The sequence below is a fragment of the Neobacillus sp. WH10 genome (assembly GCF_030123405.1).
Lineage (GTDB): Bacteria > Bacillota > Bacilli > Bacillales > Cytobacillaceae > Neobacillus.
This window is the reverse complement of the sequence record NZ_CP126110.1, coordinates 1,926,543-1,950,193: the sequence shown is the minus strand read 5'-3', so window position 1 is coordinate 1,950,193 and position 23,651 is coordinate 1,926,543. Positions and strand designations below refer to the sequence as shown.

The following is a 23,651-nucleotide window of genomic DNA, read 5'->3' as shown; positions in this document are numbered from 1 at the left end:
CTCTTTTAATGTTCTATTTCAAAAGTATTAGTTTCTTCGACTGCTTGTTTAATTAACTTTCCGACATCGTTACTTACCATTTCCTTTGTTTGTCTGATTGCACTAAATACGGCTTGTGCATCCGACGATCCATGGGCCTTGATAACCGGAGCCTTTAAACCGAACAGGGCTGCACCACCATATTCTGAGTAATCTAAAGTATTTTTCAATGTCTTTAGATTTGGCTTCAGCACTGCAGCAGCCAATTTACTGGTAAAACTACTCATTAATGCGGTTTTCAACATTTTAAACATTGAAAGGGCAGTACCTTCAATTGTTTTTAAAACCATATTGCCGGTAAAACCATCGGTAACAACTACATCCGCAACACCATCAAGTAAGTCTCTTGCTTCAACATTACCAACAAAATTTAAATCAGCACTTTTTAAAAGATCAAAAGCATGCCTTGTCAATTCGTTACCTTTCTTTTCTTCAGTGCCAATGTTTAAAAGTCCAACCCTTGGCTTAGCAATACCTCTAACCTTCTCGCTATAAATGGAACCCATAATGGCATTTTGCATTAGATGTTCTGGCTTTGCATCTGCATTTGCACCAACATCCAATAGCAGGAAGCCCTCACCGCCAATAGTTGGCAGTGTCGGTGCTAATGCAGGCCGGTCTATGCCTTCAATTCGTCCAACTACAAACAGACCTGCTGCCATCAATGCCCCTGTATTTCCTGCAGAAATACATGCATCTGCTGCCCCATCTGCTACTTGCTGTGCAGCTAAAACCATCGATGCATTTTTTTTCCGTCGAACTGCCCTAACTGGTTCATCCGTCCCAAGAATAACCTCCGTTGTATGTAAAACAGAAATCCTCTCATGACTTGTTAGCGTTTCTTTTATTTTGTTTTCGTCCCCGACAAGCGTTATATGTATATCAGAAAAAGTCTGAACGGCTTTCATCGCACCTAATACTATTTCTTTTGGGGCATTGTCTCCGCCCATTGCATCAATTGCTAATTTCATTTGTCTCATCCTTTAACGATTTTTCGAACGGAACATTTCCAATTCTCCGGTAAAAACAAGTTCATTATTCACAAAACTTTTCACTTCGACAAACGTTCTGCCAACATTTTCATCGATTTTCGTTACTCGTGCTTTGGCAATAACGCGTTCATTTAATTTTACCGACCGTATAAATTGAATATTTGCTTTTGCTGTTAATGCCAATTCATCATTAATAACAGCTACCGCAAGAGAATTCGCCTGGGCAAATACATGATGGCCCCGGGCAATGTTATTACGCTTAAAGACATGTTCTTCTTTTACATCAAAAATTGAAATTGCGCTCTGATCTAGCTCTATATCAATAATTTCCCCAATGACTTCTTCGAGCGGTAATGAGCGCACTTCATCTTCGAAACTTCTCTCTGCGACAGTTTTAATCCGTTCGCGGAGTTCCGGTATCGATAATTCTAAGCGATCAAGACGAATCGTTTGTACGCTTACTTGAAATTTTTCCGCCAGCTCTTCATCAGTAATAAAAGGATTATCATTAATAGTAATGGTTAATAAGTGTTGACGTTCCTTTTTGCTTCTTCTCATAATTTTTCACACCGTCCGAGATCTTATGACTAGGTACTAAGAGTAGTATAAAATTTAAAAAAGCAGATTGCAAGCATAAAATTACTATACCCGCTATCTGCTTTTCCCTCTTTGTACTCTTTATTTGGATGTTTTAAGAAGAAAAAAGTTGGATTAATCCAGTTTTTCCCCTTCTAAAACACCTGATTCTTCAAGCTTATATCTTAAATATTGATATTCAGGGGCAGTCCAAAAACTTTTCGACTGAATCAGCATGGAAGCATCACTTCTTGCAGTTTCAAGTGCACGATAATCATGAACCATATCAGCCACCTTAAATTCTGGAATCCCGCTTTGTTTTTTTCCAAAAAAGTCGCCCGGCCCCCTAAGTTCTAAATCCTTTTCACTAAGTACAAATCCATCATTTGTTTCGGTCATAATCCTCATCCGCTCTTGGCCTACTTCTGATTTTGGGCTTGCAAGTAAAATACAGTATGATTGATCGCTTCCACGCCCTACACGCCCACGAAGCTGGTGGAGCTGAGAAAGTCCGAACCGTTCGGCATCATAAATAACCATCATGGTTGCATTCGGTACATTCACCCCTACTTCTACAACAGTAGTGGAAACAAGCACTTGAACTTCATTCGTACTAAATGCCTTCATGACGGAATCCTTTTCCTCGGATGTTAAGCGGCCGTGCATAAGGCCAACTTGATAGCGTTTTTCGAAATAGGTGCTTAACGTTGTATGCACATCAATCGCATTTTGCACATCGAGCTTCTCAGATTCCTCTATTAATGGGCAGATAACATATGCCTGATGCCCCTTTATTAATTCTTTCTCGACAAAAGCAAGAACGCGCTCAAGCATTTCCGGTTTTGCCCAGTAAGTCTCAATCGATTTCCTGCCTGCTGGCATCTCATCGATGATCGAGACATCCATTTCGCCAAAGACTGTAATCGCAAGTGTCCTCGGAATCGGTGTTGCAGTCATGAATAAGACATCAGGATTTTCTCCCTTTTCCCGCAGCACTCTCCGCTGCTCCACACCGAACCGATGCTGCTCATCAGTAATAACAAAACCGAGTTTTTTAAAAGTAACCTCATCCTGAATAAGGGCATGCGTACCAATTAAAATATCTAGTTTTCCATCTGCCAGCTCTTGAAGGATTTCCCTTCTCCGTTTCCCTTTTATGGAACTCGTTAAAAGCTCGCATTTCACTTTAAACGGTTCTAATAAACTTTTTAATGATTCTGCATGCTGCTCAGCCAAAATTTCGGTAGGTACCATTAGAGCCCCTTGATAGCCTGCTGTCACACTAGCGTATAAACCAATTGCAGCTACAACCGTTTTCCCGGAACCTACATCCCCTTGCAATAGACGATTCATACGGTATGGCGATTTTAGTTCCGCTAACACCTCATTAACAACCCTTTTTTGGGCATTCGTTAATGGAAAGGGAAGACTTTTTATAAATTCCTTCAATTTCTTCAAGTTATAGGTTTGCTTAATTCCAGGGGAATGCTCCCGTTCAAATTTCCGTAATGCCTGCATTTTTAATTGAAACAAAAGAAATTCCTCATAAACAAAACGCCGTCTTGCCTGTTTCACTTCATCTGGGCTGTTGGGAAAATGCATGGTTTTAATGGCATCGTGTCTGTTTAATAGCCGATATTTCTGTAAAAAAATTGCCGGAAGAGTCTCATCGATGGTATGACCATATTGTTGAAAAGCAAGATGAATAAATTTCCGCATTCCTTTGGTCTTTATTTTTCCTCTTAACGAGTAAACTGGTTCAAAATCTTTTGCTTTCATGTTATGACCAGCCTGCATTTCATTCGCTGTGATTGTTTGACGGTGGGCATCCCATTTACCTGTTACCGTGATGGTTTCATTGATGCTGATTTTATTTTTTAAATACGGCTGGTTAAAGAAGATTACTTTAATTAAATTTGCCCCTACAAAAAGCCGGATGGTCAGCTTAGATTTCTTCCTTCCATAATAGACAAGAGAAGGCTCACTGTGAACCTTCCCCTCCACCGTCACTTTCTCATCATGCTGTACTTCTGTTATATCCTTTAGCGAATAGTCTTCATAGCGGTAAGGGAAATATTCCAATAAATCCTGAATCGTATATATATTCATTTCCCCAAGGGCATCAGCCGTTTCTTCCCCAACTCCCCTTAGTGCCGTTACTGATTGATTTAGATTTGAATTCACTTTTCTTTTGGCGGTTTACCGAAGATCTTCGCTTCAAGTTTTCGTCCTGTCGGTGTAGCCGCCAACCCCCCCTGCGCTGTTTCTTTTAGTGCTGTCGGCATGGATTGCCCAATTTTATACATTGCATCAATCACTTCATCACAAGGGATCCTGCTAGTAATTCCTGCTAAAGCCATATCGGCTGCAACCATGGCATTGGCCGCCCCCATTGCGTTTCGTTTCACGCAAGGGACTTCAACAAGGCCGGCAACAGGGTCACAAACTAAACCAAGCATGTTCTTTAAAGTAATTGCCATAGCTTCTGCACATTGTTCAGGCGTTCCGCCAGCCATTTCCACAATTGCGGCCGCTGCCATCCCTGCTGCAGAACCGACCTCAGCCTGACAACCGCCCGCTGCACCGGATATAGAAGCATTGTTAGCCATAACAAAACCGAACGCACCAGCAGTAAAAAGGAAGAAAATCATTTGCTCCCTAGTGGGGTTCAGCTTTTTCTTTACCGCAAATAATGTTCCTGGAACAACTCCCGCAGATCCTGCTGTTGGCGTCGCACAAATTGTCCCCATAGCCGCATTTACTTCATTTGTTGCAACTGCTTTACTTACCGCATCAAGTATCGTTTCACCAGTTAAAAAGTTTCCTTTTACAATATATTTTTGTAGCAGCACCGCATCACCGCCCGTTAATCCTGAGTGTGAAGTTACCCCTTTGATTCCACGCTCAACGGCATCCTCCATAACGGTCAGGTTCCTGTCCATAAGAGTCAAAATTTCTTCTCTTGAACGGCCGGTTACAGACACTTCTTGTTCAATCATGATTTCAGAGATTTTTTTATTCTGACTAACAGCGAGTTCAACTAATTCAGCTACATTGCGAAACACAAATACGCCCCCTCTCCTGCTGTATTTTTAATCTACAATCTTAGTAACTTTTAATATGTTTGGAAGCTGTTCAAGTTCTTCGAGAATTTTATCATCAATGTTTTGGTCAACTTCAATTGTCATTAGCGCCATCTTCCCTTTTTCTTTACGAGCAACCTCCATATGGCCTATATTCAATTCGTATTTCGCTAGTGTATTGGCAACACTTGCAATCGCACCAAAACGGTCATTATGAACAACCAGGATAGCGGGATGGTTTCCAGATAATTTTAATTCAAAGCCATTTAACTCAATAATCTCAATTTTCCCACCACCGATCGAGATTCCTATCAATTCAAGTTCACCATCATGATCACCAACAATAATTCTTGCGGTATTAGGGTGATCCATAATGGCATCTTCTTCGATAAACATTAACTTCATGCCTTTTTCATTGGCAATATCAATTGCTTTGATGATTCTAACGTCGTCGGTATCAAAATCCAATAACCCTCCAACTATGGCTACATCTGTCCCATGCCCCTTGTATGTTTTAGCAAATGAACCATACAAGGAAATATTGGCCCATTTTGGCTCCCTGCCAAATAAACTTCTTGCGACTCTTCCTATTCTTGCTGCTCCAGCTGTATGCGAGCTTGATGGGCCAATCATCACTGGACCAATGATATCGAACACACTTCTATATTTCACAACATTTTCCCCCTTTGCGAAATAATCTATAAAATTCTGTTTTATCAAATTAAGTTATTTATTAGATATGTATATACAAAAAAGAAGGGTGTGACCCTAAGGCCCCCCTTCTATTTTAGCTGTTCCTTATTCAATTGAAAAGATAAATGAATATAATGGCTGACCACCATTATGAATTTCAATTTCCACATCAGCAAAGGTTTCTTTCACAAATTGCGCCAACTGGGTTACTTCATCTTCAGTCACGTCTTCACCATAAATGATGGTTAAGATTTCGGAATCCTCATCAAGCATCTTGGTTAAAAGGCCTTCTGCCACTTTCCCTTTATCTTTGTTTTTCACCACAATTTTACCCTCAGAAATTCCCATGAAATCATCTTTTTCAATTTCTAAGCCATCGATTGAGGTATCGCGGACTGCAAAGGTGATCTGACCAGTTTTAACATTCTGTAATGCTTCCTTCATCGCTGCTTCATTCGTATCTACATCTGCTGAAGGATTGAATGCGAGCAATGCCGAAAGTCCTTGCGGAACAGTTTTAGATGGAATCACATAAATATCTTCATCTGAGACATCTTTAGCTTGTTCTGCGGCCATTATGATGTTTTTATTATTTGGTAAAATAAAAATCCTTTTCGCATGAACTTCCTTGACAGCTTTTACAATATCTTCCGTACTTGGATTCATTGTTTGGCCGCCTTCAATGACAGCATGCGCCCCAATGCTTTTAAATAACTCTGCAATCCCTGATCCCATAGAAACCGTAACAATGCCATATTCCTGTAGTTCTTTTGGAGCCTGGGGACGATCTGAGACGAGTGCAGTTTGTGTTTCACCAACGATGTTGGAATGCTGCTGACGCATGTTTTCAATCTTCATATTAATTAAGTTGCCATAACGCTGACCATAGGTTAATACTTCTCCCGGCTGCTCGGAGTGAATATGAACTTTAACTACATCCTCATCGGCAATAACCAATAACGAGTCCCCGAATTTACTTAGGTCATTTCGGAAATCACCTTCATTGAATGGATGTTTTGCAGTTTTGTCCTGTTCAAACCTAACCATAAATTCTGTACAATAGCCAAAAACAATATCCTCAGTGTTTATATGGCCTTGAACACTTTTATGATGTTCAGCACTAACCATTTCCGACATAGAAGGAAGCAGGTCTGATGATTCCGGCAGCTTTTCCCCTTTTAGTTCAGCGAGAAAACCTTCATAAACGAAAACAAGTCCTTGTCCACCGCTATCAACAACACCGACCTCCTTTAAAACAGGAAGCAGGTCTGGAGTACGCTTTAGGGATGCCTTTGCTTCTTTTAGTATTTCATCCATAATGACGATAATATCATCTGATTTTTGAGCAGCTTGAAGACCCATTTTAGCAGAGTCCTTTGCTACTGTTAAAATGGTTCCTTCAACAGGCTTCATGACAGCTTTATAAGCTGTTTCTACTCCTGCCTCTAAGGCATTGGCAAAATCTTTCCCGGAAATTTTCGCTTTCGTTTCTACTGCCTTAGAAAATCCTCGAAATAGCTGTGAGAGAATGACACCTGAATTTCCGCGTGCTCCCATAAGCAAGCCTTTGGAAAGGGCTGCCCCTACTTTACCAATATGTTCCTGAACATTATTTTTAACTTCCTTCGCCCCGGAGGTCATTGATAAATTCATATTTGTTCCCGTATCACCGTCGGGCACAGGAAAAACGTTTAACGCATCAACCATTTTTGCATTCACAGCTAAATGATTCGCACCTTGAATCACCATCTCTGCAAAACGTTTTCCATCTAATGCTGTTATTGACACAAACTTTCCTCCTAACTACAGGTTCGTCACACGAACTCCCTGAACGTAAATATTGACCGAGTCAACGGCAAGTCCAACTGTCTTATCGAGGGTGTATTTAACCTTTGATTGCACGTTGTTTGCAATTTCGGAAATTTTCGTTCCATAGCTGACAATAATGTACATATCAATATGTAATGCCTCATTTTCCTGGCGCACAATTACGCCCCGAGTAAAGTTTTCTTTTCTTAATATTTCCGTAATTCCATCTTTAATTTGATTCTTAGAGGCCATACCGACGATTCCATAACATTCGATTGCCGCTCCACCAGCAATCGTAGCAATTACTTCGTTTGAAATATCAATTTGTCCGTACTTTGTTTTTAATTCAATGGACATGAATCGTTCCCCCTTTGGAAAATTGCTCCTTGACTACAGTCATTTTACTATAGTCAATCCAATATTGAAAGTCATACCTGCCTGTTTACTATAAGAGCATTTATTTATTACCTATGTCAAGGATTTTTTCTTGAATGGTTACTATTGCATTCGGGTAAGTTGTATGATAAATTATTAAAGTATCTTAAGACTAGAAAATTTGCATTTGACAATTTTCTATATCCTGATAAAGCATCTTAATGATTGCTGTATAAAGCTTTGGGTAGTTAAGGAGGGAAATCATTATGCCACGTAAATGTGTAGTAACTGGAAAGAAAACAACAACTGGTAACGCACGTTCTCACGCTATGAACGCTAATAAGCGTACATGGGGTGCTAACCTACAAAAAGTCCGTATTCTTGTTGATGGAAAGCCTAAGCGTGTTTGGGTTTCTGCAAGAGCGTTAAGATCCGGTAAAGTAGAACGCGTATAATAAGACCTGAGCATCCTAAATTAGGGTGCTCTTTCTTTTTGGATAGGCGAAAAAACTTCTTGGGTTTAAAAACAAATATTGAACAAAAAAGAACACTTTCCAACCTGATTCCATTACTATTCCCTATCGAACAAAATAAAAGCACCCAAATTTTTAATAGGTGCCTTTAGGAAAATTGTTAAAAATTCTATTCGTTCTTCTTAAACACACCAATCATCGCCCGGACTATTCCACCTAAAAATTTCGGCAGTTTAATTGTATAAAATTTCATACTGTCCCTCCTCACAAATCTCCCCGGCTTATTCCATTTACCTTTTTCGTACGCCCTACCATTTTATTCAAACGAACGAAATTAGTACCTAACACATTAAAGCGTAAGCGCCTTGTTCAGGGACGATATAGGGAGAATTATCGACTGGCAAGCAGAGCGAAGGCAGAAGATTAGTCTCCCTTAATGCGTACAGAAAGCGATAGCTTTCTGTAGCCAAGCCTAAGACGAGCCGGCCAGAAGGTTGCTCTTTAACCTTCTTGACGGATTGGCTTAGACCATAGAGCCCCTAGGCGCCGGAGCTAGATAAAGTTAGTATTGCCTATTAATCGTGACTTCTTATCACTATTAATATGCCTTCGGAAAATGAAAAAGTACCATAATCATTAATAAGTTCATTACTAATACATAGTGTTGATCCAAGGGAAATATGACGATTCTTCAAAGGAAATTTAAAGCCCTCTAGTGTTATATCACGGACATTTAGCGTTAAAGGCACAAAAGATACATATTTTTTATCTTTCATCCTAGCGATTTTATAACTTCCTGGCTCCTTTAAAAAGACTATATTATTCCGGTCAATTAAGCAGACATCAGTTGAATATTTTTCTTTTAGCGGATTATGCAGGAGGTGAACATTTGCAAATAAATGATCAAGTCTGCCGCCTGTTGCTCCAAACAAACGGATGGTCCTTGGTTCTTGATCTAATGCCCAGTTGAGGGCAAGTTCCATATCTGTTTCATCTTTCTCTGGTTTAAACCTCTTTAATTCTGTAACTCTGCTTTCAATAAAGTGTAACTCTTCATGTGAAACGGAATCAAAATCACCAAAAGCAATCGCGGGTTTAATGTTTCTTTTTAGTAATTGAAAGACCCCGCGATCGACACCGACCCAGATGGCGTTTTCTGCTTCAAATTCCGTTAAATCAGGCAGCAGTTCCACAGGGCCTCCAGCAAGAATATTAATAACCATTTTATTTACTCCTTTTCACTATGCAAAAAGCCGAGCAAAATACCCGGCTTTCTTTCAGACTACCCTCTAATTAATGATATGGCTTTTGCATAATCTGGTTGATTATAAATTGCCGAGCCTGCAACGAGAACATTGGCACCGGCTTCCATGCATTGTTTCGCTGTCTCTGGATTGACGCCGCCATCAATTTCAATCTCAAGGTTTACTCCTTTTTGTTCAGCCATTTCCTTGACTTTTCTTATTTTCGGAAGAACCTCAGGAATGAATTTTTGACCCCCAAAACCAGGATTGACTGACATTAATAATACCATATCAATGTCCCCAATTACATGTTGAATGGATTCCACTGGAGTAGCAGGATTTAATACTACGCCCGCCTTAATCCCAAAAGATTTGATGTTTTGAATGGTCCGGTGAAGATGCCGGCATGCTTCCACATGTACAGTAATATAATCCGCCCCTGCCTTAGCAAAGGCCTCAATATATTGATCAGGGTTTTCAATCATTAAGTGCACGTCTAACGGCAGGTTAGTAATCGGACGAATAGCCTCAACAATAAGCGGTCCAATCGTTATATTCGGTACAAAATGACCATCCATGACATCAATATGAATGTAATCTGCTCCTCCTTTTTCAACTGCTAGAATCTCTTCCCCCAATTTTGAAAAATCGGCTGAAAGAATTGAAGGTGCTATTTTTACCATGTTAATACCTCGGCTTTCTATCTTTTATTTCCTGTAGGAAGTCCACATAATGTTCGTAACGATACGCGGGGATTTCACCGGACTCAACCGCTGCCTTCACAGCACATTTTGGCTCTGTCACATGTAAACAGCCCCGAAATTTACAATTCTCACTCGCTCTTAGTAATTCAGGGAAGCAAGATGATAAATCTTCCGCTTCAATGTTGGTGAACTCCAATGAGCTAAAGCCCGGTGTATCGGCAATAAGTCCATTACCGATCTTCATGAGCTCTACATGTCTTGTTGTGTGCTTTCCTCTTCCAAGATGGGACGATATATCATTGGTTTTTAATTCAAGGTCAGGTCTTAAGACATTCAGTAATGATGACTTCCCCACACCTGATTGCCCGGCAAAGACAGATATTTTATTTTCTATATGTGGATTTAATCGTTCAATTCCTGCTTCTGTTTCAGAAGAAGTTAAAATTACTTCATAGCCAGCTGTTTTATATTGTTCAGCGTATTGTGAAATCATCTGAATTTGATCATTATTAGTAAGATCAATCTTGGTAATACAGATTAGTGGTTCAATGTGATTAAACTCTACCAAAACAAGAAAACGATCCAATAAAACCGTACTGAAGTCTGGCTCCACCGCAGAAAAAACAAGAATGGCCTGATCCACATTTGCTATTGGTGGTCGAATTAATTCATTTTTCCGCTCTTTCACTTCTAGAATGTAGCCTTCTAAATCATTTTCAGCTTGGAAAACGACCTCATCCCCCACAAGCGGGGAAATTTTGTTCTTTCGAAAAACGCCTCTTCCTCGACATTGGATTAAGTTCTCATTATGAAGAACATAATAAAAACCGCTTAATGCTTTGACAATTTTTCCTTCAGGCATAGCCACACTCCTTGCCCTATTACTTACCGTGTAATTACTTTTTCCCCGTTAGAATTTGAGCGTATTCATTCCTTTTTATTCAATAGAATGCAATACTAACTATTCTGTTTCTGAATAGTATTTCTTCTCATCAATAATGACCTTGGAATCACGAATGACTTTATATCCGGCTTTTCCGCCATATGGAATTTGTAAAGTAATTTGTTTTTTTATAGTTTCTGTTATATAAAAGGTTTCTGCCGCCTCAGTCATGCTGTGTTCCATATCTTCAATGAATATTGTAACCGATTGTTTTTGGCCAGGCTGTCCTGGAACAGCTGGTTCATATGGAATAGTTAGGTCAATGATAACCTCTTTTGGTGGTTTTTCCTCTTTCCCTTTTGAAATGATTACCGTAACCTTGTCACCCTTTTTCATTTCTGTACCTTTTACAGGTGATTGGGATATCACCATGCCTTTAGGAATTTTTTCATCAAATTGTTCTTGTGAGGCGTCTAAATTCAGTCCTACCAATGAAGCATAATCCTGAGCGCCTTGTAAAGTGTATTGGGTTAAATCCTTTAATACAATTTTTTCCGGACCTTTGCTAACTTCAAACTCTAAGACTGTCTCTTCTGGAACAACCTTTTTCCCTCCAGAAGGATTTTGGCTGATAATGGTTCCTGGCTCACTGTCATCGGTCTTTTCAATTTTTTTGATATCTTTAAAATTCTGATTATCAAGTAAACGGATAACATCTTCATATTGCCGTCCTACATAATCAGATAGTTCATATTTTTCTTTTCCTGAACTAATATATAGAGTGATTTTGGAATTTTCCTTTACCGTAGTGCCAATTTCCGGACTAGTCTTGATTATTCTTCCCTTTTTTACTTTTTCATCGGTAATCTCAATTTTATTTCCTGCCGCTAATCCTTTTAGCTTAAGCTCGGAAATGGCATTATCTACATTCATACCACTTATATCTGGTATTTTCACGTCCTTTGCAGACATCATTCCAGGTAAAAATAAAAAAGATAATAATCCAAGAATGGCAAGCACTAGGAAGGTAGATATTAAGATAATCGGCCACTTTTTTCTTTTATTCTTTTTAGCTTTTCCTTTTTTTTCTGCTTTTTTCGGGTTAGGTGCAGGTTTTTCGTTACTATGCACTAATGTTTCATCTAAATTCTTTAACGGCTGGTTATCTGTTATAACCGGTATTGCCTTTGTAGCTTCATTATCAATTGGGATGGAAAACTTTGGTTCATCCATCCTCTCCGGATTAAGTGCTGTTCGTAAATCTTCTTCCATTTCATCAACACTGTTATAACGATGAAATGAATCTTTGGCAGTAGCCTTTAGGACTATATTTTCAACACTTTGTGGAATAGCAGGGTTCCATCTTCTTACAGAAGGGGTTTCTGATTGAAGATGCTTCAAGGCAATTGATACAGCTGACTCCCCTGAAAACGGAAGCCTACCTGTCAATAACTCAAACATCACAATCCCTAATGAATAAATATCAGACTTCCTGTTTGCCATTCCGCCTCTTGCTTGTTCTGGTGATAAATAATGAACCGAACCTAATACAGAATTGGTCTGTGTAATACTTGTAGCACTTAGTGCCATCGCAATACCAAAATCTGTGATTTTCACATTACCATCATGATCAACCAAAATATTATGTGGTTTTATATCGCGATGAATAATATGGTTTTGATGGGCATGAGAAATCGCTGAAGTAAGCTGTCTCATGATTCCAATTGCATCTTCCACTCTTAATGGGGAATTTTGCTGTATGTATTGCTTAAGTGTTTGACCATCAACAAACTCCATTACAATATAATAAAGATCATTTTCCTCGCCAACATCGTAAATATTAACAATATTGGGATGAGCAAGGCTTGTTGCCGATTGTGCTTCGCGGTGAAATCTACGGATGAACTCCTCATCATTTGCAAAATCAAGGCGAAGCATTTTTACTGCTACATCGCGGTCAAGGATCATGTCATGGGCAAGGTAGACATTGGCCATGCCGCCTCCGCCAATCATATCAAGAATTTTATAACGGCCGCTAATTCTTTTCCCAATTAACATTTATCTTCACCCTCTTTCATTATGTTCATCAAACTCTAGTATGATAAGGGTGATGTTGTCTTCTCCACCATTTTCATTTGCCATGTTAATCAGTGATGAAGCCTTTAGTTCCAGTGAGTCTTCAGCTTGAAGAATAGAAACCATCTCTTCTTCTTTTACTTTATTCGACAATCCATCAGAACATAAGAGAAGGATGTCTCCTTCCTCAAACATAATCGTTTTAGTATCTATTCTTACATCCGGTTCAGTACCTATTGCACGTAGGATAACATTTTTTCTCGGATGATGCTCGGCATCCTCCCTGGATATTTGCCCTGTTCGTACTAATTCATTTACAAGTGTATGATCTTCAGTCAACTGCTGAAACCCGCTATCATTGAAAATATAACAACGACTGTCACCAACATGGGCAATCGTAGCAAAATGATTTGTGGCAATCACTGCTTCAATTGTTGTGCCCATACCATCACATTCTTCATTGTTATTTGCATGTTCAAAAACCAATTGATTTACCTCGAGAATATGAGTTTGAAGCCATTTTTCAGCATCGTCTGCCGTTTGAAAACCATCTGATTGCTCCCACAATTCTTGCAAATGGGTCACGCTCATTTTACTTGCCACATCACCGGCTCGGTGGCCGCCCATACCATCTGCTACAATGGCTAGGCGCTGACCATCCCGGTTGACAAAAGTTCCACCGCTGTCCTCATTATTTTGGCGAACTCTGCCTTTATCCGTTTTATAAACAGCCTTCACAATCGTCACCTCGTCTCCTCTTTCCGCTCCTTTGCACGAAGTTGTCCACATGCTGCATCAATATCATGACCGTGCTCTCGGCGAATTGTCACATTAATCCCACGTTTTTTCAATGTTTTTTCGAAAGCAAAAATTTTGTCTTTAGGTGTACGTACATAGTCCCTTTCAGGAACATAGTTAACCGGAATAAGATTCACATGGCATTTGATTCCTTTTAATAGTTCTGACAACTCCTCTGCATGCTCAATTGAATCATTCACACCGCCAAAAAGTCCGTATTCAAAGCTAATTCGGCGACCAGTCTTATCGATATAATACCGTACCGCTTTCATTAAGTCATCAAGTTTATATGCCTTGTTAATCGGCATTAACTTCGATCGCAATTCCGTATTAGGAGCATGTAAGGAAATAGCAAAATTAATTTGCGTCTTTTCATCAGCAAATTGATAAATTTTTGGGACGATTCCACTTGTCGAAACAGTTATATGGCGAGCCCCAATATTTAGCGCTTTGTCATGATTAATGATTTTTAAAAAGGATAGCATGTTATCGTAGTTATCAAACGGCTCACCAATCCCCATAATCACCACTGAGTCCACTCGCTCTTCTGTTTCATCAAGAGCCTGCTGCACCTTGACCACCTGTGCAACAATTTCTCCTGCTTCAAGGTGTCTTTTTAAGCCGCCAAGTGTAGAGGCACAAAAAGTACAGCCAATCCGGCAGCCAACCTGTGTCGTAACGCAAACAGAGTTTCCATAATCATGGCGCATTAGCACTGTTTCAATTGAGTATCCATCCTGAAGCTCGAATAAGAATTTAATCGTTCCATCAGAGGATGTTTGTTGGATGACTGTATATAATGTAGTAATTTGAAAATGACTCGATAGCTTTTCTCTCAAGCCCTTGGATAAATTGCTCATGTCGTCAAAAGCAGTAATTCTTTTTTTATAAAGCCAATCATAAATTTGTTCAGCCCGAAATGGCTTTTCTCCATTCTCTGACAGCCAGTTTTTTAATTCGTGAAGCTCAAGTGAATATATAGATTTTTTCTTTATGTCCATTGTTGTTTTTGTCTCAGTTGTATTCAATTGTTCCAACTGTCACACCTTCTTTCTTAATGCTGCTATATAAAAACCATCTGATCCAAAATCCTGGGGAAATATTTGCAGATCATTGCCCATTATTAATGGTTGAATGGCTTTAGGCATTCTGCTTTTAAACGATTCATCGCTTTCGAACTCAGGATTATTTTCTAAAAATGTCTTTACTGTATATTCATTTTCTTGTTTATCTACTGTACAGGTACTATAAACAAGTATACCGCCTTTTTTCAATAATGGAGCAACAGATGTTAGCAGCTGTTGTTGAATACTGCTTAACCGTTCTAAATCTGCTTCGGCTTTTGTATATTTCATGTCAGGCTTTCTTCTCATCACGCCAAGGCCAGAGCACGGAGCATCGAGTAGAATCCGATTGAATGATTCATCCTTAAACTTTTCCCGTAAAAGTCTTGAATCCGAAACATTTGTTTTTATATTTGATAATCCTAACCGTCGGGCATTATCATTGATTAATTTTACTTTGTGCTGATGAAGATCAACGGAGATTACTTCACCCGTATTTTGCATTTTTTCAGCGATATGTGTACTTTTACCTCCGGGCGCTGCACAAGCATCCAGGACAAATTCATTTTGCTCTGCGCCTAATGCATAGGCGGCAAGCATCGAACTTTCATCTTGTATTGTTAACAATCCATATTTAAAGGCAATTGTGGAAGCTAAGTTTCCCTTTAGCGACCTTATCGCCTCAGGAATGATGGGACTTTTTTCGATTTGAAAACCATCTTCTTCTAGAATTGCCACACATTCGTCTCTAGAAATCTTTGTGAGATTCACTCTTGCTGTTTGCAATGGTGCTGTTAAGTTAATTTCACACATTTCTTTTGTTTTGTCATAACCAAATTGGTGAATCCACCTGGACACAAGCCATAAAGGGTGACTCGTTTCAAGTGATAATCTTTCAGCAGGGTCAGAAACCACACTAAAAGATGGGAGTCCTTCTCTCTGAATGCTTCTTAATACTCCATTTACCAAACTAGCAATTCCTTTATGACCGCGTTTTTTGGCAATTTCCACCGCTTCATAAATAGCTGCTCGATCCGGAATTCGATCAAGGTAAACCATTTGGTATAGCGTGAGTCTAAGTAAATGGTGGATCCAACTGGCCAGCTTCTTATTGTCTTTAATGAATGGCTTTAAAAAGAAGTCTAGCGCCATTTGTCTTTGTAATGTTCCATAAGTCAACTCCGTAAGTAAGCCGACGTCGATTGCGGACAATTCGTTTTTTTCAATCACGTTGTTAAGGAGCAAATTGCTGTATGATTGATTTTTCTCAATTGTTACAAGAAGATCCATGGCGATTGCACGTACATTTTTTTTTGTAGAAGTCATCTTATTCTCCCAGTCTGCTGCCTAATGAAATTTTTGAACCCGCACCCCGTAAAAATTGTTCACTCGACATTTTAGTTTTCCCGGAAGGCTGCAGTTCGATGATTTTAATTGCAGTTTCATTACCTGTGCTAACCGTAAAGCCATCTGAATCTATTTTTATAATGGTTCCAGGCTCTTGCCTATTTAAGTCAGATGTCTTTTCGGTCCGCCATATTTTTATGACCTGGCCCTCCATCGTAGTAAATGCAACGGGCCACGGATTTAACCCACGAACATGATTATAGATTTCTTCCCCTGTTTTCTCCCAGATAATCTTTTCTTGCTCTCGCTTAATGTTTGAAGCAAATGTAGCTTCCGCCTCATTTTGCGGTTTTGGGGTAAGGCGACCTGCCAATAATAGCGGCAAAGTTTCTGATAATAATTTAGACCCCGCATCACTTAACTTTTCATGAAGGGTACCGACATTGTCGTCTTCAGTTATGGGTACTTCTACACTCGTTAACATATCGCCGGCATCTAATTTTTCGACCATATACATGATTGTAACACCGGTCTTCTTTTTCCCTTGCATAATGGCGTAATGAATCGGAGCTCCTCCTCGAAGCTCCGGCAATAGGGATGCGTGAACATTAATACAACCGAATTTAGGTGCATCCAACAGCTTTTTCGGTAAAATTTGCCCAAATGCAGCAGTAACAATTAAATCCGGCTGTAATGAAAGGATTTTCGCAAGCTCTTCTTCTTGGCGAATTTTTTCCGGTTGAAAGACGGGGATCCCATTTTTTAATGCCTCCACCTTTACAGGTGGTGGTGTTAACACTTTTTTTCTTCCTACCGGCCTGTCAGGCTGGGTTACAACACCAATGACCTCATAGCCATCATGAATGATTTTTCGTAAGACAGATACGGAAAAATCAGGGGTTCCCATAAAAACAATTTTCGTCATTCACTTTCTACTCCTTTTAACTCGTCTTCCTCAAGGTATCTCGTTACTTTTGTGGTAAATAATATTCCGTCAAGATGATCGATTTCATGCTGAATGGCTCTTGCTAAGAATCCTTCTGCTTCAAGGGCATATTTCCTCCCCTTCCGGTCAAGTGCTTCAATCTTCACAAAGTCAGGTCTCGTCACTTCACCAAATAGGCCAGGAAAACTTAAACATCCTTCAGGCCCTGTTTGCTCGCCCGATGTTTTTAAAATACGGGGGTTAATTATTTCAATTGTTCCATGTTCATCGTCAATATCCACAATAGCTATACGCTCATTTAGACCAATTTGTGGAGCAGCTAGTCCGACCCCATCATACTCAATCATTGTGTCGTACATATCATCAAGAATTTTTGCCAGCTTCCGATCAAACTTCACTACTTCCGTGCAGGTTTGCTCGAGAATATCAGCTGGGTGGATAACAATTTTTCGTATCGCCAAATCTGTTCCTCCATTATGCCAATCTTATGTTAGCAGCTAAATTTTTTTAATATTTTTCTAAATATCATTTTCACCTAAAAATCGATTTAATAACCTGTTACAGCCGGAATCTCCTATGTTCTACATTAAAATATGTGGATTTACATCTATTGAAACCTGCAACCCAATTTTCGTATCTTTTTGGTATTGATCAAGGATAGTTTTTAATGTATTTATTAGATTCGGTTCCCGTTTGTATTTTATCAGACATTGGTATCGATATCTATTATTAATCCTAGGAATTGGTGAGGCAGCAGGTCCTAGAACGACTGCTTTCTTTGAAACGTGCGCGCGAACATAGCTTACAATTTTCTCCATTTCAGACACAACTGTGACCAGCTGCTCATGGCTGACTGTTATGAGAGATAGATAATAGAATGGTGGATAATGATGCATTTTTCGAATCATCATTTCCCGTTGATAAAAAAGATCATAGTCATGGTAGCTAGCAAGCTCTATGCTGTAATGTTCTGGTGTATACGTTTGAATGACGACCTCTCCTGGTAATTGATGGCGTCCTGCGCGCCCGCTAACTTGGGTCAATAGTTGGAAAGTTTTTTCAGATGCTCGAAAATCAGGTAGATGGAGCATCGTGTCTGCTGAAAGCACGCCTACTAACGTTATGTTTGGAAAATCCAATCCTTTAGCAATCATTTGCGTACCCAATAAAATATCTGCTTTTCCATCCTTAAAATCGGTTAATAGTCTCTCGTGTGAACCCTTTCGTCCTGTTGTATCAACGTCCATTCGAATGACCCTTGCCTCTGGGAGAATTTTTCCAAGCTCCTCCTCTACCTTTTGCGTCCCTGTTCCAAAATAGCGGATATATTCACTATTACATTCGGGACAATGATTCGGTACAAAACTTTCATAGCCACAATAATGGCATTTCATTTGCTCAGATACACGATGGTATGTCAGCGAGATGTCGCAGTTTGGGCAATTCATCACATAGCCGCAGTCTCTGCACATTACAAAAGAAGAATGACCACGTTTATTTAAAAATAAAACAGCCTGCTGCTTTTTCTCGATTCGATCTTTTAACATTTCAAACAGCTTTCTCGAAAACATCGAGCGATTGCCATCACGGAGTTCCTCTCTCATATCAATGACCTCAACGGAAGGAAGGTTCTGATTGTTCATCCGGTTAGGAAGTGATAAGAGATGGTACACCTTTTTTTGTGCTCTGGCAAATGACTCGAGCGATGGGGTGGCACTGCCAAGTACAACAGGACAGTTATAGTTTAATGCTCGTTCAACTGCCACATCTCTAGCATGATAGCGAGGCATTTCTTCCTGTTTATAGCTTGTTTCATGTTCCTCATCGATAATAATGATGCCGATATTTTCAAATGGAGCAAAAATCGCTGATCTTGCTCCAACTGCGACTTTTACTTCCTTGCGCTGAATTTTCCGCCATTCATCATATTTTTCTCCAGCTGACAAGCCACTGTGTAAAACAGCGACTAAGTCCCCAAATCTTCCTTTAAAACGATTAACCATCTGCGGGGTGAGCGAGATTTCAGGTACAAGAACGATTGCTTCCTGGCCTTTTTCGATGACTTCTTGTATAGATTGTAAGTATATTTCAGTTTTCCCGCTTCCCGTTACACCATAAAGCAAAAACACCTCATGTTGATTCTGTTCAATTGCATTAAGAATCGGTCCGATAGCCGTTTGCTGTGCCTCAGTTAAAGGTAACGGTTTCGTTCGTTCAAACGTTCGATGTTCAAAGGGATTACGATAAACCTCCATTTCGAATTCAGTCAGTAGTTTTTTTTCAATAAGGGCTTTTACCGTTGATGCTGAAGCTTTTACTTCCGTTAAAAGTCTCTTTAATTCAACCTCATGGAAATGCCTTGAAAAATAGCTTAATACTTGCCTTTGCTTTTCGGCATTTGCAGGGATCCGTTCTATTTCGTAAATTAATTCTGTAAGGAGTACGCTTGGACGGACATATTTTCGCTTTTTTTTCTTAACCCGTTCCTTGACCATATAAATCACTTCTAAATGCCCTTTTGCTGCTTCTCTTTGTAACTGGGGAACAATTGCCTTTTTTAGAGCATCGTCCCAGTCAAGCATATCAGTATTTTCAAAAAAAGTTTGAAGCGTCTCAGGTAGATCCTTGACGGCTGACCCATCAGATAGCCTTACCTTTTTTTCGTATTTTGCTTTTAATGCCGCGGGCAGCATGACTTGAAAGGCGAAAATTTTAAAACAGAGGGTACTTTCAGTCAGCCAATCACCGAGCTTCAATAATTCCTGGTTTAAAACAGGTTCTAAATCCATCGGCTCAATAATATTTCTTAACTTCTCAAACTCTGATTCTGCTTTTAAATCGACGACAAATCCTTGGATATTTCTCGGGCCAAATGGAACAATTACCCTCATCCCCGGTTGAATGACTCTCCGCCATTGCTCTGGAATAAAATAATCGAAAGCCCTATCCGTTTGTTTTGTCGGAACATCTACAATTACACTAGCAATTTCCATTTTGGTCCATATCCTTCAAAAGTGAAGTAACTTCTTCGATAATCTTTTCTGCAACATCTGCTTTTGACATAAGCGGCAATTCGGTAACCTCTCCGGAACGCTTGAAAAGGGTGACAATGTTTGTATTTGTCCCGAAACCGGCACCAGAAGCTTTCACATTATTCGCCACAATCATATCAGCATTTTTCTTTGTTAATTTTTTTCTAGCATATTCTTGTAGGTTTTCAGTCTCTGCGGCAAAGCCTACAAGTACTTGATTCTTTTTTCTTTGCCCTAGTTCGAATAGAATATCTTTTGTTCTTTCAAGATCGATTTTTGCGTCGCCTTCTTGCTTTTTCACCTTCTGATCATAGGTAACTTTTGGACGATAGTCAGCGACTGCTGCAGTTTTAATTACAATATCCGCTGATTCATAGTATTTCAACACGGCGTTATACATTTCGTCTGCAGTCTCTACCTTTACTAGTTCCACACCGGCAGGTGCTGCTATTTGGACAGGTCCGGAAATTAAGATAACATCAGCACCTTGTTTTTTCGCTTCTTCAGCAATGGCAAAGCCCATTTTTCCAGTTGAAAGATTGGAGATAAAGCGGACTGGGTCAATTTTTTCCCTTGTAGGACCCGCGGTAACGACCACCGTTTTTCCTTTAAGATATCTTCGTTCATCTTTGGCAAAAAATCTTTGGATCAACTCTACAATTTTTTCAGGCTCTTCCAGGCGTCCCCTGCCGACATAACCACAGGCTAGATAACCTTCGCTTGGTTCGATAAATTGATACCCATACTCAGCCAAAATGGATAGGTTTTTTTTCACTGCAGGATGGTCATACATATGCACATTCATAGCAGGAGCAATCCACACAGGTGCGGTTGCAGCAAGCAATGTAGTGGTAATCATATTATCGGCAATTCCGGCAGCTATTTTGGCAATCGTATTGGCAGTTGCAGGGGCAATCAAAATTAAATCTGCCCAGTCAGCCAAATCAATATGGGCAATTACATGCGGATTTTTTTCATCAAAGGTATCAGTAAATACTTCATTGCGGGATAATGCCTGAAAGGTTAAAGGGGTAACAAATTTTTCTGCAGATTCACTTAAAATCACCTTAACTTTTGCCCCAGCTTGAACAAGTTTACTTGTTAAGGCTGCGGCTTTATACACAGCAATACCTCCCGTAACACATAATAAAATTTTTTTATCGTTGATCATCACCTTAAATCCCTCACTTCTCGTCCACGTTATCTTCTTTTTATTATGCTAGAACTGCATTAAATTTTCATCATTTTCCTTTCATTTTCGGCAAGTTTCCTGAAAGGCAAATAAAAAAGGCTGACACTTTTAGGAGTTTTCCTTTGTTGTCAGTCCTTCTTTCATACTTTGATCTATTTCATGCAAAGCCTCAATGATTACTCAGCAGATGTTTCAGCTTTTTTGGAAATACGATAGGTAAGCTCACCACTATAAATTTCCTCTAATGCTCTTCCAACACATTTATAGGAAACATATTTTGGTAATCTTTCGTCTCTTACCTGTGACATTACACGTGCACGCTTCGCGGCAACGGAGACAAGGGAATATTTTGAATCAATTTTTTCTAGTAGTGAATCAATAGACGGATATAACATATTATTCAACCTCCAGCAATTTTTTATAGCGATGTTCTACTCTTTCTCTGCGGCAATGCTCAGCTGTTACAATCGCCTTCACACGTTCACATGCGAGTTCCACCTGGTCATTTTCAACGACATAATCATATAATTCCATCATTTCAATTTCTTCACGTGCAGATAACATTCGATTTTGAATGATATCCTCTGTTTCTGTTCCTCTAGTCACAATTCGATTCTTTAATTCGGTTAGACTTGGCGGCATCAAGAAAATAAATAACCCTTCAGGAAATTTTTCCCGGACCTGACGGGCACCCTTTACTTCAATTTCTAAAAAGACATCTTTCCCAGCATCTAAAGTTTCACGGACATAATCAACAGGGGTACCGTAATAGTTACCGACAAATTCAGCGTACTCTAAAAGCTTTCCCTGCTCGATTAATTGTTCAAATTCTTCTCTTGTTTTAAAAAAATAATCTATCCCATTCACTTCCCCCGCGCGTGGTACGCGAGTTGTCATAGAAATCGAGTATTCAAAAGCTGTTTCGGGATGTGAAAAAATTTCTTTTCGAACCGTTCCTTTTCCAACCCCAGACGGCCCGGAAAGTACAATCAGCAATCCTTTTTCCTGCATATTTTAAAATCCTACCCTTCATCAATAGTTTCATCACGGTCCGTTAAGCGATTGGCAACCGTTTCAGGCTGTACAGCTGATAGAATGACATGGTCACTATCCATGACGATCACTGCTCGTGTACGTCGTCCGTATGTAGCATCTATTAACGAGCCCCGATCCCGGGCATCCTGGATAATTCTTTTAATTGGTGCTGATTCCGGGCTGACAATGGAAATAATACGATTGGCAGAAACGATATTCCCAAATCCAATATTAATTAATTTAATCGACATGGTCACTCATCCAATCATCAATAATATATTTTGACCGTGTTAAACAGTTTCTAAACAAGTCCTATTCGATATTCTGAACCTGTTCTTTCAATTTTTCAAGTAAACTTTTTATCTCGACAACCTTTTTGGCGATATTAGAATCATTTGCTTTTGAACCAATCGTATTCGCTTCTCTGTTCATTTCCTGAACGATAAAATCGAGTTTTCTGCCAATAGGCTCTTGATCATTTAAAGTTTGCAAGAATTGTTGAATATGGCTTTTTAAGCGGGTAATTTCTTCATTAATATCTGCTTTATCAGCAAAAACAGCTACTTCTGTTAAAATTCGCGTTTCATCTAATTGTCCATTGACAAACTCCTGCATCCTTTTCGTTAGTCGCTCTTTAAAAGATTGAACAACAAGCGGAGCAAATTTCTGAAGTTCAAATACATTTACCTCTAATTGAGATGAAATAGCAAGCAAATCTTTTTTCAATTCTTCCCCTTCGGCCATTCGCATTTTTCTAAGTAATATCACGGCTTCTTCCACAGCAGAAAGAACCAAATTCTCAATTTCTTCATTACCAGCTTCACTTTCTTCAATATGTAAGAGGTCTGTACGATTAAGCAAATCCCTTAAAGTGATTGTTCCTTCTATCCCATATTTATTTCGCGCCTGCTCAATGAATTGATAATATTCTTCAATCAGCTTCCAATCAACGTGAACTTTGCGACTGACGACCCCTTCTCCTTCAACACTTACATAAACCTCTACCCTGCCGCGGCGGATATACTGATTAAGTTTCTTTTTTATTTTATCTTCTATTTTTAAAAGCTGTCTTGGCATCCGAATATTTATTTCAGAAAATCGGTGATTGACTGTTTTTACTTCCACATTTACTGAGAAGGCTCCAGAGACGGCCTTTCCTCTGCCAAAGCCTGTCATACTTATAACCATTACGTGCACATCCAATCTTTGAAAAATGATCGGCTTTCTATGTAATTAAAAAAGACAAAAGGTAATAGAATGGTTTCTATTACCTTTTGGATTATACCATAC

At 39.4% G+C, this 23,651-nt stretch carries 24 protein-coding genes; 1 reads left to right on the top strand and 23 read right to left on the bottom strand.

The features are described from left to right. Nucleotides 1-5: 5 nt before the first annotated feature. The 7 genes from plsX to QNH20_RS09240 all read right to left on the bottom strand — a co-directional run bounded on the left by plsX (nucleotide 6) and on the right by QNH20_RS09240 (nucleotide 7,549). Nucleotides 6-1,010 carry a phosphate acyltransferase PlsX gene (gene plsX, locus QNH20_RS09270; RefSeq protein WP_283922601.1) on the bottom strand — a complete coding sequence of 335 codons (1,005 nt, stop codon included), beginning with the start codon at nucleotides 1,008-1,010 and terminating at the stop codon, nucleotides 6-8. A gap of 12 nt (nucleotides 1,011-1,022) precedes the next feature. Then, nucleotides 1,023-1,589, bottom strand: a complete 567-nt coding sequence (fapR, locus tag QNH20_RS09265; RefSeq protein ID WP_283922600.1) for a transcription factor FapR — start codon at nucleotides 1,587-1,589, stop codon at nucleotides 1,023-1,025. 153 nt (nucleotides 1,590-1,742) lie between these two features. Beyond that, nucleotides 1,743-3,791 carry an ATP-dependent DNA helicase RecG gene (gene recG, locus QNH20_RS09260; protein ID WP_283922599.1) on the bottom strand — a complete coding sequence of 683 codons (2,049 nt, stop codon included), beginning with the start codon at nucleotides 3,789-3,791 and terminating at the stop codon, nucleotides 1,743-1,745. Continuing rightward, nucleotides 3,788-4,672, bottom strand: a complete 885-nt coding sequence (sdaAA, locus tag QNH20_RS09255) for an L-serine ammonia-lyase, iron-sulfur-dependent, subunit alpha (protein WP_283922598.1) — start codon at nucleotides 4,670-4,672, stop codon at nucleotides 3,788-3,790. The genes recG and sdaAA overlap by 4 nt, the downstream gene beginning before the upstream one ends. Nucleotides 4,673-4,699: 27 nt before the next feature. After that, the gene (gene sdaAB, locus QNH20_RS09250; RefSeq protein ID WP_283922597.1) at nucleotides 4,700-5,362 is read right to left on the bottom strand and encodes an L-serine ammonia-lyase, iron-sulfur-dependent subunit beta; all 663 of its coding nucleotides are present in this window, start codon (nucleotides 5,360-5,362) and stop codon (nucleotides 4,700-4,702) included. 126 nt (nucleotides 5,363-5,488) lie between these two features. Beyond that, complete coding sequence (locus tag QNH20_RS09245) at nucleotides 5,489-7,171, bottom strand: DAK2 domain-containing protein (RefSeq protein ID WP_283922596.1); 1,683 nt, start codon at nucleotides 7,169-7,171, stop codon at nucleotides 5,489-5,491. A 15-nt stretch (nucleotides 7,172-7,186) separates the two neighbouring features. Next, on the bottom strand, nucleotides 7,187-7,549 hold the full coding sequence (locus tag QNH20_RS09240; protein ID WP_283922595.1) for an Asp23/Gls24 family envelope stress response protein: 363 nt from the start codon (nucleotides 7,547-7,549) through the stop codon (nucleotides 7,187-7,189). Nucleotides 7,550-7,833: 284 nt separating this feature from the next. Here QNH20_RS09240 and rpmB point away from each other — a divergent pair, with 284 nt between their 5' ends. Beyond that, complete coding sequence (rpmB, locus tag QNH20_RS09235) at nucleotides 7,834-8,022, top strand: 50S ribosomal protein L28 (protein ID WP_007087786.1); 189 nt, start codon at nucleotides 7,834-7,836, stop codon at nucleotides 8,020-8,022. Between the two features lie 187 nt (nucleotides 8,023-8,209). On the opposite strand, the gene spoVM is transcribed toward rpmB, so the two are convergent. The 16 genes from spoVM to QNH20_RS09155 form a co-directional block, all read right to left on the bottom strand. Continuing rightward, nucleotides 8,210-8,293, bottom strand: a complete 84-nt coding sequence (gene spoVM / locus QNH20_RS09230; protein WP_038541024.1) for a stage V sporulation protein SpoVM — start codon at nucleotides 8,291-8,293, stop codon at nucleotides 8,210-8,212. Between the two features lie 322 nt (nucleotides 8,294-8,615). Continuing rightward, entirely contained in the window at nucleotides 8,616-9,263 is a 648-nt protein-coding gene (locus QNH20_RS09225) for a thiamine diphosphokinase (RefSeq protein WP_283922594.1), read from the bottom strand. A 59-nt stretch (nucleotides 9,264-9,322) separates the two neighbouring features. Next, complete coding sequence (gene rpe, locus QNH20_RS09220) at nucleotides 9,323-9,967, bottom strand: ribulose-phosphate 3-epimerase (RefSeq protein WP_283922593.1); 645 nt, start codon at nucleotides 9,965-9,967, stop codon at nucleotides 9,323-9,325. Between the two features lies 1 nt (nucleotide 9,968). Next, nucleotides 9,969-10,850, bottom strand: coding sequence for a ribosome small subunit-dependent GTPase A (gene rsgA, locus QNH20_RS09215; RefSeq protein ID WP_283922592.1), 882 nt, complete (start codon nucleotides 10,848-10,850; stop codon nucleotides 9,969-9,971). 99 nt (nucleotides 10,851-10,949) lie between these two features. Next, the gene (gene pknB / locus QNH20_RS09210; protein ID WP_283922591.1) at nucleotides 10,950-12,929 is read right to left on the bottom strand and encodes a Stk1 family PASTA domain-containing Ser/Thr kinase; all 1,980 of its coding nucleotides are present in this window, start codon (nucleotides 12,927-12,929) and stop codon (nucleotides 10,950-10,952) included. A 6-nt stretch (nucleotides 12,930-12,935) separates the two neighbouring features. Continuing rightward, nucleotides 12,936-13,685 (bottom strand): Stp1/IreP family PP2C-type Ser/Thr phosphatase, encoded by a 750-nt coding sequence (locus QNH20_RS09205; protein ID WP_283923379.1) that lies wholly within the window; start codon nucleotides 13,683-13,685, stop codon nucleotides 12,936-12,938. A gap of 5 nt (nucleotides 13,686-13,690) precedes the next feature. Then, on the bottom strand, nucleotides 13,691-14,782 hold the full coding sequence (gene rlmN, locus QNH20_RS09200) for a dual-specificity RNA methyltransferase RlmN (RefSeq protein WP_283922590.1): 1,092 nt from the start codon (nucleotides 14,780-14,782) through the stop codon (nucleotides 13,691-13,693). A 3-nt stretch (nucleotides 14,783-14,785) separates the two neighbouring features. Beyond that, on the bottom strand, nucleotides 14,786-16,135 hold the full coding sequence (gene rsmB, locus QNH20_RS09195; protein WP_283922589.1) for a 16S rRNA (cytosine(967)-C(5))-methyltransferase RsmB: 1,350 nt from the start codon (nucleotides 16,133-16,135) through the stop codon (nucleotides 14,786-14,788). A 1-nt stretch (nucleotide 16,136) separates the two neighbouring features. After that, nucleotides 16,137-17,081, bottom strand: a complete 945-nt coding sequence (gene fmt / locus QNH20_RS09190) for a methionyl-tRNA formyltransferase (RefSeq protein WP_283922588.1) — start codon at nucleotides 17,079-17,081, stop codon at nucleotides 16,137-16,139. Further along, nucleotides 17,078-17,563 (bottom strand): peptide deformylase, encoded by a 486-nt coding sequence (def, locus tag QNH20_RS09185; RefSeq protein ID WP_283922587.1) that lies wholly within the window; start codon nucleotides 17,561-17,563, stop codon nucleotides 17,078-17,080. Before def ends, fmt begins: the two co-directional genes overlap by 4 nt. Before the next feature lie 120 nt (nucleotides 17,564-17,683). Then, nucleotides 17,684-20,095, bottom strand: coding sequence for a primosomal protein N' (gene priA / locus QNH20_RS09180; RefSeq protein ID WP_283922586.1), 2,412 nt, complete (start codon nucleotides 20,093-20,095; stop codon nucleotides 17,684-17,686). Beyond that, nucleotides 20,082-21,305, bottom strand: coding sequence for a bifunctional phosphopantothenoylcysteine decarboxylase/phosphopantothenate--cysteine ligase CoaBC (gene coaBC / locus QNH20_RS09175; protein ID WP_283922585.1), 1,224 nt, complete (start codon nucleotides 21,303-21,305; stop codon nucleotides 20,082-20,084). The genes priA and coaBC overlap by 14 nt, the downstream gene beginning before the upstream one ends. 197 nt (nucleotides 21,306-21,502) lie before the next feature. After that, nucleotides 21,503-21,721, bottom strand: coding sequence for a DNA-directed RNA polymerase subunit omega (rpoZ, locus tag QNH20_RS09170; protein WP_283922584.1), 219 nt, complete (start codon nucleotides 21,719-21,721; stop codon nucleotides 21,503-21,505). Between the two features lies 1 nt (nucleotide 21,722). Next, the gene (gene gmk, locus QNH20_RS09165) at nucleotides 21,723-22,337 is read right to left on the bottom strand and encodes a guanylate kinase (RefSeq protein ID WP_283922583.1); all 615 of its coding nucleotides are present in this window, start codon (nucleotides 22,335-22,337) and stop codon (nucleotides 21,723-21,725) included. Nucleotides 22,338-22,348: 11 nt separating this feature from the next. Then, a complete protein-coding gene (gene remA / locus QNH20_RS09160; RefSeq protein ID WP_283922582.1) occupies nucleotides 22,349-22,612 on the bottom strand; it encodes an extracellular matrix/biofilm regulator RemA in 264 nt (87 codons plus the stop codon). Nucleotides 22,613-22,673: 61 nt separating this feature from the next. Continuing rightward, nucleotides 22,674-23,549: a YicC/YloC family endoribonuclease gene (locus QNH20_RS09155; protein WP_283922581.1), complete on the bottom strand. Its 876-nt coding sequence runs from the start codon at nucleotides 23,547-23,549 to the stop codon at nucleotides 22,674-22,676. Between the last annotated feature and the right edge of the window lie 102 nt (nucleotides 23,550-23,651).

Bases quoted from the DNA above. Each gene is read 5' to 3' on its own strand.
- plsX (WP_283922601.1), bottom strand. From the start codon at position 1,010: ATGAAATTAGCAATTGATGCAATGGGCGGAGACAATGCCCCAAAAGAA.
- fapR (WP_283922600.1), bottom strand. From the start codon at position 1,589: ATGAGAAGAAGCAAAAAGGAACGTCAACACTTATTAACCATTACTATT.
- QNH20_RS09240 (WP_283922595.1), bottom strand. From the start codon at position 7,549: ATGTCCATTGAATTAAAAACAAAGTACGGACAAATTGATATTTCAAAC.
- rpmB (WP_007087786.1), top strand. From the start codon at position 7,834: ATGCCACGTAAATGTGTAGTAACTGGAAAGAAAACAACAACTGGTAAC.
- spoVM (WP_038541024.1), bottom strand. From the start codon at position 8,293: ATGAAATTTTATACAATTAAACTGCCGAAATTTTTAGGTGGAATAGTC.
- QNH20_RS09225 (WP_283922594.1), bottom strand. From the start codon at position 9,263: ATGGTTATTAATATTCTTGCTGGAGGCCCTGTGGAACTGCTGCCTGAT.
- rpe (WP_283922593.1), bottom strand. From the start codon at position 9,967: ATGGTAAAAATAGCACCTTCAATTCTTTCAGCCGATTTTTCAAAATTG.
- rsgA (WP_283922592.1), bottom strand. From the start codon at position 10,850: ATGCCTGAAGGAAAAATTGTCAAAGCATTAAGCGGTTTTTATTATGTT.
- pknB (WP_283922591.1), bottom strand. From the start codon at position 12,929: ATGTTAATTGGGAAAAGAATTAGCGGCCGTTATAAAATTCTTGATATG.
- rsmB (WP_283922589.1), bottom strand. From the start codon at position 16,135: ATGACTTCTACAAAAAAAAATGTACGTGCAATCGCCATGGATCTTCTT.
- fmt (WP_283922588.1), bottom strand. From the start codon at position 17,081: ATGACGAAAATTGTTTTTATGGGAACCCCTGATTTTTCCGTATCTGTC.
- priA (WP_283922586.1), bottom strand. From the start codon at position 20,095: ATGGAAATTGCTAGTGTAATTGTAGATGTTCCGACAAAACAAACGGAT.
- coaBC (WP_283922585.1), bottom strand. From the start codon at position 21,305: ATGATCAACGATAAAAAAATTTTATTATGTGTTACGGGAGGTATTGCT.
- rpoZ (WP_283922584.1), bottom strand. From the start codon at position 21,721: ATGTTATATCCGTCTATTGATTCACTACTAGAAAAAATTGATTCAAAA.
- gmk (WP_283922583.1), bottom strand. From the start codon at position 22,337: ATGCAGGAAAAAGGATTGCTGATTGTACTTTCCGGGCCGTCTGGGGTT.
- remA (WP_283922582.1), bottom strand. From the start codon at position 22,612: ATGTCGATTAAATTAATTAATATTGGATTTGGGAATATCGTTTCTGCC.
- QNH20_RS09155 (WP_283922581.1), bottom strand. From the start codon at position 23,549: ATGGTTATAAGTATGACAGGCTTTGGCAGAGGAAAGGCCGTCTCTGGA.